The sequence below is a fragment of the Pedobacter sp. genome (assembly GCF_041662865.1).
Taxonomy (GTDB): domain Bacteria; phylum Bacteroidota; class Bacteroidia; order Sphingobacteriales; family Sphingobacteriaceae; genus Pedobacter.
In genome coordinates this window covers 1-8,643 of the sequence record NZ_JBAZRL010000076.1, presented here as the reverse complement: position 1 = coordinate 8,643, position 8,643 = coordinate 1, and the positions used below count along the sequence as shown (strand labels likewise).

Sequence of the window (8,643 nt, the reverse complement as noted above, 5' to 3'; positions counted from 1 at the left end):
TATAGTTCTTATACGATAGCTGGTTAGGCGATCGTCTTTGCGAGGAGCATAGCGACGTGGCAATCTCCTATTTGGTATTAATTTATTTGTCTGAAGGAGATTGCCACGATCATTACCGATGAAAATCGGAGAATGCTCTCGCAAAGACGAACTTTATAAAAAACTGATTTCTATAGTTCTTATCCTATAGCTGGTTAGGCGATCGTCTTTGCAAGTAACATAGCGATGTGGCAATCTCCTCTCGCAAAGACGAACTGCATAAAAAAAGCCCCGATTTCTCGAGGCTTCAATTAGAAGGTATTAACTTCTTAAAGCGTTTTCATATCAATTACAAATCTGTAACGAACATCTCCTTTAACCATTCTTTCGTAAGATGCAGTGATATCTTTAATATCAATTAATTCGATATCTGATACGATATTGTTTTCCGCACAAAAATCAAGCATTTCTTGAGTTTCTTTAATGCCACCAATACCAGAACCAGCTAAACTTTTTCTGCCGCCAATTAATGAAAATGGATGAACAGGATAAGGTGCTGGAACACCAACCACAATGTGAGTACCGTTTGTTCTTAATAAAGAAAGGTATAGGTTTATATCATGATCTGCCGAAACGGTATCTAAAATAAAATCGAACGTTCCTGTAACTGCTTTTAATTGCTCAGCATCTGATGTGACTACAAAGTTGTGTGCACCCAATGCTTTTGCAGCTTCTTCTTTATTTGGTGAAGTACTTAAAACGGTTACTTCTGCACCAAAAGCTACCCCAAATTTAACTGCCATGTGACCTAAACCGCCTAAACCTAATACGGCTAATTTATGCCCCTTGCCCACTTTCCAATGTCTTAATGGTGAGTAAGTTGTAATACCTGCACATAATAAAGGTGCGGTTGCAGCAAGTGATAGTTTTTCAGAGATATGTAGTACAAATTCTTCACGAACCACAATAGTATTAGAATAGCCACCGTACGTTGGCACACCATCTCTTCCTTTCGAGTTATAGGTTTGTGTATTTCCTTCTAAGCAATATTGTTCAAGATCGGCTTCGCAGTTTTCACACACTTGGCATGAATCAACCATGCAGCCTACTCCTGCTAATTCATTTAACTTGAAATTTTTAACGTGATCGCCAACTTTAATTACTTTACCCACAATCTCATGACCTGGCACCATTGGGAATATGCCTGGAAACCAATCGTTTTTAATTTGATGAAGATCACTATGGCATACACCACAGTATAAAATTTCTAATTGAACATCGTGAGGACCAACCTCTCTTCTCTCGAAATTCCACGGTGCTAAGTCTGTTTCAGCGGTTTGCGCTGCATATCCTTTAGATTGTATCATATTTTTAGATTTTAAGTTTACACGAAATTAAGGTAATGATGTGAACAGAATTACTGTTGACAGAAGTATTACGGAATGATTACAATAGATTAAAATCAAATGGATTTTAACCACATAGAACTATAGCAAACATAGGTAAAGACATTCGTCATCCTGAGCTTGTAGAAGGATATGTATAATACGCATTACGATTCCCGTTTTCACGGGAATGACGACAATGTTACCAAAACGATATGTCTATGTGGTAAAATAATTATACTAGTGCAGTTTCTACTACAATAGTATGTGTCAATATTTTATGAATTGGGCAGGCATTTGCAACATTTAGTAATCGTGTTCTTTGCGAATCATCCAAATTACCTACCAACTCTATTTTACGGATAAATTTCGTTTGTCCTTCTTCTTCAATCAGATCGACGCTTACATTTATCTTTTCGAGCAACCATGTTTTCCGCTCTGCGTACATACGCACAGTTGCACAAGTACATGCTCCTAACGATGATGCTAGCAATTCTTTAGGAGAAAAGCCCTTATCCTGCCCTCCTTTCTCAAGAGGTTCGTCAGCGATAACTACATTACCTGTGGGCGATTTAATATCAATTCTGTAAGGCTCTGTCCCAATACTTGCGTTTATACTTACCATGTTAGAAATTCTTAATGCGCCTTATCGGATGTGTCAGCTTTTCTAACAAAAGTAAGGTAAAACGTAATGGCAAAGATAATTATGCAAACCGCTGTTAAGGTAAGAAGTGTAATTAACCCTTCTGTAGATTGATGTTGTTCCATGATATATAATTTTCCTAAAGTTAATTAATTATTTTTTAGCTAAAAGACTGTTAACAGAATTTCTAGTCAACTCTCAAACGTTTTTCATAACAATAAAATCGTAGACCTGGTCTAAAGCTCAGTCCTATTTCGCCAGCAAAAATATAGCCTAATTTTGGAAATAGTTTTTGTGTGGCTTCATTCATTGTGTTGGTATCGATGCGCAATAGAGAAATATTACGAGCAATTGCATTTTGTTCTGCTTGTTGCAATAAAGCCACGGCAACTCCTTTACCTTGAAATTGAGGATTTACCGCCAAGCGATGTGTAACAATTGCGGTTTCGTTAATATCCCAACCTACTTGTGCGTATTCTGGTTCTTGGTCTGTGGTAATAGCGGCAATGCCCGCAATAGATCCATCAATTTCGGCTACCCAAAGCTGATTAAGACTAATATCCTTTTCAAAAACAGCTGCATTTGGATAGGTACTATCCCATTGCATATTGCCTGCTGCATTCATTAAAGGAACAACAGCTTTTACTACTTGCATTACAGTTGGTACATCTTTTAACGTTGCTGGTCTGATGATCATATTTGTAAATGTACAAAACAAATCAAACTGGTGTTTAAATGGTAGTACGTTAACATACAATACATTCATCATAAAAAACAACCAAAAAGCAAACTACATTACCTTTTTGTTCATTAACAATAGTTAAATGTTCATTAACAAAAGGTCATTGTTCATTAACAAAACCTCAATGTTCATTAACAATAGTTTAATGTTCATTAACAATAGCTCAATGTTCATGAACAAAACTCTAATGTTCATTAACAAAACTCCAATGTTGATGAACAATAGTCTAATGTTCATCAACAAAACTCTAATGTTCATCAACAATAGTTTAATGTTCATCAACAAAACTCCAATGTTCATCAACAATAGCTTAATGTTCATGAACAAAGGCTCAAAGTTTATTTAAAATGAACTTTTGTTTATTTTACTTTTTCAAAAAAGGAAAATTCTTATTCTCGATATGTGAGCTTACTAAAATTGCTTCCATCCTTTTAACTATCTCAGGATATTGGCTAACTAAGTTAATTAGCTCTTTAGGGTCAGCAACCAAATCATACAAGGCAATTGGACTGTTTGGGTTTTTCTTAACGTTTTCTTTTATCGCTTTCCATTTACCCATTCTTACTGCCTGTCTACCCCCATCTTCATGAAACTCCCAATATAAAAACTCATGTTGCTTTTGTGTCCCTTTGTTTAATAGGGTTGGTAAAATCGAAATCCCGTCTGTAGATTTTAATTTTTGTCCGCCAGCAAGTTCTGCAAAAGTGGGCATGAAATCCCAAAATGCACCAATCTGATCGGATACTTGTGGTTTTATTTTACCAGGCCAACTCACCATAACAGGCTCTCTAATTCCACCTTCAGTCAATTGTCTTTTAATTCCTTTAAAACCGCCACTACTGTTAAAGAAATTTGGGTCATTTCCCCCTTCCCTGTGCGGACCATTATCGCTTGCAAAAACTACTACTGTATTTTTATCTAAGCCCAGTGTTTTTAATTTCTTCAATACTTCGCCTACATAAGTATCAAGCTTGGTCACCATAGCTGCATAGGCAGCATGTGGATAGGCTTGCGGTTGATAATTCTCTCCATTCCAGTCCATTTTAATGTTTTTGGGCTGTTCATTAAATTTCTTTTTATAGTATTCGAATGTTTTATCACCTGCCGGAAGTTGCAAAGCCGCATGAGGTAACGTATACGCCAGATACATAAAAAATGGTTTAGACTTATTGTTATCCATAAAAGCCATGGCCTGCTTTTGTATTAAATCTGGGGCATACGCTTGTAAGTTGGTTAATGTATTCGGTAAATCTACCTTGGTTAGGTTATTCCATAAATGATTTGGAAAAAAGTTGTGCGATTGTCTTTGACAATTGTATCCGTAAAACTGATCTACACCTTGTTTAACAGGATCACCTTCCGAACCTGGATATCCCAATCCCCATTTACCAAAAACACCTGTTTTGTAGCCAGCAGCTTTAAACATTTCAGGCATCGTATAAGCCGAATCGGGTAATGGTAATTGTCCTTCTGGCTCTATCTCGTAATTTCCTCTAATTGGCGTGTGTCCAGTATGCAAACCTGTCATTAAAGATGCTCTTGAAGGTGCACAAACAGAAGTTCCCGCATAAAATTGAGTAAACCGTATCCCGCCTTTAGCCAGTTTATCTAGGTTTGGTGTTTCAATTAATTGCTGACCATAGCTGCCTAAATCGCCATAGCCCATATCATCAGCCAAAATGAAGATTACATTTGGTTTTTGTTGAGCCTTTAATCCACCAACTAACGCGATTAAGAAACAAGTCAATATATATTTTTTCATACTAATCAGGAATTAAACAAGCTTACTTATTTAATTGGTTTTATCCAATAACTATACGTTTGGTTTTTATAAGGAATTTGGTATTGTGTTAATGGCAACGAGCCCCAACTATCTATCCCCTGTACACCCAATTGTTGCATATCCATGTGTACATAAATTTGATTACGTTTCACTAACTCACCCGAGTGATATTGCCTTTTTTGTGCTTCTGGATCTAAATCCTCTACCGAATACGGCAACGCATTAAAACTTAATAAGCTATCTGCATATTCAAAACGTAATCCTTTACCTTGTTTATTGGTAAACGTAACCCAACGTACATCGGTTTTATTGCCGCTTTCTTGCGGACGAGCATACGGGAAATATTGCTGATCAACTGTTGATTTATAGGTGCCAATTAACGATGCTGTTTTCCTATCTACATAATTCTCTCCCGGACCACGGCCATACCATTGAATAGTGTTGTAAGTAGAATTTAATTGTAAATCGTTACCAATGCGCATTAAGGTTTTGTATTTACCAGCAACTGCTTTAAGCTCATTATCTACTTTTATGGTACCATCTTGATAAATATAAAATGTTTGTTTCGTAGTCGCATCTCCATTTAATAAACTCGAAGCTATTTCTACAACTCCACCATAAGGTAAGTCGTTTGCATTCATTGCTTCAGCTTTAATCATCGTTTTGTTCTCATCATATACATTCCGCCACATGCGTAACGATTTATTTAAACCAGCACCAATATCATTATCAGTTGGGGCACGGTAAAAACCTGGCTGCGGACCAGAAACTAAAAGCTCTTTTCCATCTAACAAATAGCTGGTTAATTTTCCATTTTTCAAATCAAATGTTGCTTGGAAATTTTTACCGTTAAAAATAGCTTTATCTGTCGTTTTTGTCAATTTAACAGAATTGTCAAGCTTATTAGATTTTACCTCCGCACCTTTTAATGTTCCGTTTAATGCAAGCTGTTCGTATGAAATATCATAACCTTTCTCTAAAAATGGTTCAGGTGTTTTTAACACATAGTGGAGGTTTAAGAAATACTCTTTCCCAGCTTTATAGTTATTTTTAAAAGGTAATGTAATAGTTAATGTTTGTCTTGGAGCGATATTCAAATCTGCAACAATTCCACTTTGAACGATTTTACCATCTTCTAAAACTTCCCAGTTTAATTGAACATTAGCAATATCACGGAAGAAATAACTGTTATTTACGCTAATTTGATTATTGCCTAAGTAACTCGTTTTTATAAATTGATATACTTTTTTCGCTTCAATTGCCATAGGCGTTAATTCACGATAAGCCGTTACCACACCTTTAACACAGAAGTTATTATCGCTAAAATCTTCATTAACTGGTCCATCTAAAGGAAAATCTCCCCCATAGGCTAAAATCCTTTTTCCATTCTTTACGGTATCAATTCCTTGATCTATCCATTCCCAAATAAAACCACCTTGTAGTTTTGGATTGTTTTCAATCGCATCCCAATATTCTTTAAAGTTACCTAAGCTATTGCCCATAATGTGTGCATATTCACTCATAATTAAAGGTCTTTCGCTTTTGCTTTTTGCATATTTTACTAACCAATTTGGATCAGGGTATTGAGGGACAATCATGTCCGTATTGAAATCATTTTCAGCTCTTTCGTATTGTACAGGGCGGAAATCTCTTTGCTTTAACCATTCGTATGCTTCGTAAAAATTAACGCCATTTCCTGCTTCATTTCCTAAAGACCAGGTAATAACTGATGTATGATTTTTATCGCGTTCGTACATTCTAGTGATCCGTTCTAAATGCGGAATACGCCATTGTTTATCGTTAGCAAAAGAAGTTTCTAAACTGTAATAACGACCATGCGATTCAATATTTGCTTCATCGATAACGTATAAACCATATTCATCACAAAGCTCCATCCAATATGGATCTGGTGGATAATGAGAATGACGAACAGCGTTTACATTTAGCTTTTTCATCATTTCCATATCTTTTCTCATGTCTTCGTGAGTAAGTGTATGCCCTTGTGTTGCATTATGCTCATGGCGATTAACCCCTTTTAAAAAGATCCGTTTTCCATTCACCAGCAAATCACTTCCTTTAATCTCTACCGATCGGAAACCAATACGTTGTGGAATAACTTCAATTACATCCTCATTTTTATCTTTTAAGGTAATGTACAACGTGTATAAATATGGTACTTCTGCAGACCAATTTTTTACATTGCTGATTTGTGTTTTAAAAGAAAGGTTGTTTTTATAATTACCCAAAACTTTTTGCAATCCTGTTGCATCTTTCCAAACAGATGTTCCTTTAGCATCTACCAAATTTAAGGCTACGTAAAAGCTATCAGGTCTGCTGTGGTTAGTACGTTGATCTATTTTATAGTTTTCTACCGTTACATCAACATTCAGCAAACCGTTGGTGTAGGTATGATCTAAGGTACCTATTGCTTTAAAATCACGAATGTCCAATTTAGGTGTCGAGTACAAATAAACATCACGTTCTATCCCCGAAATACGCCACATATCTTGACATTCTAAATAGCTACCGTCGCTCCATCTGTAAACCTGCAAAGCGATTGTATTTTCTCCTGGTTTTACATATTTCGTGATGTCAAATTCTGCAGCAAGCTTACTGTCTTCACTGTAACCAACTTTTTTACCATTTACCCAAATAAAGAAAGCAGATTTCACCGCTCCTAAACTGATAAACACTTGTCTGTTTTTCCAGTTTTCTGGGATATTAATTTTTCTACGATATGATCCAACAGGGTTATTATCTTCAGGAATATCAAAAGGCGGATTCATTCTATTTCCTGTCAGCTTTCTTCCCGCAAATTCATACGGCTGATTTACATAAATTGGTAAACCATATCCATTCACTTCCCAATTGGCAGGTACTTTAAAATTATCCCATGCCACATCATTAAAATCGGTTTTATAAAAATCCATTGGTCTTTTACGTGGGTCTTTAACCCAATTAAATTTCCAAGTTCCGTTTAGAGAGATAAAGTAATCCGATTTTTCTTTGCTCCTTTTGGCAGCAAGGTCTGCATTTTCATAAGCAAACGCAGATGCTCGCATTGGCATTCTATTTAAAGAAACAACTTCTGGGGTTTGTAACTCTACAGGTAATTGCTGTGCCCGTGTGTGTAAGGCAAGCAATACCATAATAGAGAAGATAATAGTGCTTTTTTTCATTTGTGTGGTTTTTTAGTTTTTTATGCATAAAATGCATTGGTAGCTCCTAAAATAAACATGTGAATTCTTAAATAGCAATTAATTATAACGCAAACGTTTGATTATTTAAACCTCTCCTCTTTTAATGCTAATTAAGGTGCTTAATTATGTAATATCTCGAGTACGCTACAACTGTTAATATTTTATTCAAAGTGACTTTGCTATTTTACACCATATGAATTTGAGTTGTAATTTCATTTTTACAGAAAAATAGAAAGAAAATCAAGCGTTTGCGTAAAAACTTACAAAAGCAATTCTTCTTTTAAGACCAAAAAAGCAGTTAAAAAGAATATAAATGCCATTGATAATTAGCACATTAAAGCCCTGTAAATAAACATCATTAACTATTTTCAGAAATAATTGGGCGAATACATTTTAATTTCTATATTTGCCCCTCCTTAAACAAAAGGAATGATTCCGTAGCTCAGCTGGTAGAGCATTACACTTTTAATGTAGTGGTCCTGGGTTCGAATCCCAGCGGGATCACAGAAATTCAAAAACCATTCTTATTTAACATAAGGATGGTTTTTTGTTTTTACGGTATTTTGCAATCTTGCTTATTTCTAAATAAATGGCACTTTCGTGTTTTGCAGCCTATAAGGGCATCTTAATGGGTCTAAATTAGGTAAAAGTGTTGTTGATCGAATTTAAGAGACATGAATTTAGTGAATATTAGGCGTTCGGTAAATTCAATTATTCGACATAGTGCTAAATCGCTAAAGTCGCTAACCTATATATAAAGTCTAGAATTTTTTGTACCTGATCGATAGTTACAATTGAATCATGTTCCTTTAATAATTAACTTCTTGTTCTATGGTAATAGGTTTTGGGTCTGCCGTATTAATTATAAAAAAATGAAGTTTCAAATATTACAAGAGAGATGAATGACTTCA

Annotated in this window: 6 protein-coding genes and 1 tRNA gene; 1 reads left to right on the top strand and 6 read right to left on the bottom strand. The window is 35.4% G+C overall.

Features of this window, described 5'->3' with window-relative positions; all coding sequences use genetic code 11:
- Window positions 1-308: 308 nt before the first annotated feature.
- The 6 genes from WC622_RS15830 to WC622_RS15805 all read right to left on the bottom strand — a co-directional run bounded on the left by WC622_RS15830 (window position 309) and on the right by WC622_RS15805 (window position 7,711).
- Window positions 309-1,346: an NAD(P)-dependent alcohol dehydrogenase gene (locus WC622_RS15830; RefSeq protein ID WP_372820662.1), complete on the bottom strand. Its 1,038-nt coding sequence runs from the start codon at window positions 1,344-1,346 to the stop codon at window positions 309-311.
- Between the two features lie 253 nt (window positions 1,347-1,599).
- Window positions 1,600-1,989 (bottom strand): OsmC family protein, encoded by a 390-nt coding sequence (locus WC622_RS15825; protein ID WP_372820661.1) that lies wholly within the window; start codon window positions 1,987-1,989, stop codon window positions 1,600-1,602.
- 205 nt (window positions 1,990-2,194) lie between these two features.
- Window positions 2,195-2,704, bottom strand: coding sequence for a GNAT family N-acetyltransferase (locus WC622_RS15820; protein ID WP_372820660.1), 510 nt, complete (start codon window positions 2,702-2,704; stop codon window positions 2,195-2,197).
- Between the two features lie 123 nt (window positions 2,705-2,827).
- Window positions 2,828-3,070 carry a hypothetical protein gene (locus WC622_RS15815; RefSeq protein WP_372820659.1) on the bottom strand — a complete coding sequence of 81 codons (243 nt, stop codon included), beginning with the start codon at window positions 3,068-3,070 and terminating at the stop codon, window positions 2,828-2,830.
- A 43-nt stretch (window positions 3,071-3,113) separates the two neighbouring features.
- Window positions 3,114-4,511 carry an arylsulfatase gene (locus WC622_RS15810; protein WP_372820658.1) on the bottom strand — a complete coding sequence of 466 codons (1,398 nt, stop codon included), beginning with the start codon at window positions 4,509-4,511 and terminating at the stop codon, window positions 3,114-3,116.
- Window positions 4,512-4,537: 26 nt separating this feature from the next.
- Window positions 4,538-7,711, bottom strand: coding sequence for a glycoside hydrolase family 2 TIM barrel-domain containing protein (locus tag WC622_RS15805; protein WP_372820657.1), 3,174 nt, complete (start codon window positions 7,709-7,711; stop codon window positions 4,538-4,540).
- A 452-nt stretch (window positions 7,712-8,163) separates the two neighbouring features.
- Here WC622_RS15805 and WC622_RS15800 point away from each other — a divergent pair.
- Window positions 8,164-8,236 (top strand) — tRNA-Lys (locus WC622_RS15800).
- The last annotated feature ends 407 nt before the right edge of the window (window positions 8,237-8,643 follow it).

Bases quoted from the DNA above. Each gene is read 5' to 3' on its own strand.
- WC622_RS15805 (WP_372820657.1), bottom strand. From the start codon at position 7,711: ATGAAAAAAAGCACTATTATCTTCTCTATTATGGTATTGCTTGCCTTA.
- WC622_RS15810 (WP_372820658.1), bottom strand. From the start codon at position 4,511: ATGAAAAAATATATATTGACTTGTTTCTTAATCGCGTTAGTTGGTGGA.
- WC622_RS15820 (WP_372820660.1), bottom strand. From the start codon at position 2,704: ATGATCATCAGACCAGCAACGTTAAAAGATGTACCAACTGTAATGCAA.
- WC622_RS15830 (WP_372820662.1), bottom strand. From the start codon at position 1,346: ATGATACAATCTAAAGGATATGCAGCGCAAACCGCTGAAACAGACTTA.
- WC622_RS15815 (WP_372820659.1), bottom strand. From the start codon at position 3,070: ATGAACATTAAGCTATTGTTGATGAACATTGGAGTTTTGTTGATGAAC.
- WC622_RS15825 (WP_372820661.1), bottom strand. From the start codon at position 1,989: ATGGTAAGTATAAACGCAAGTATTGGGACAGAGCCTTACAGAATTGAT.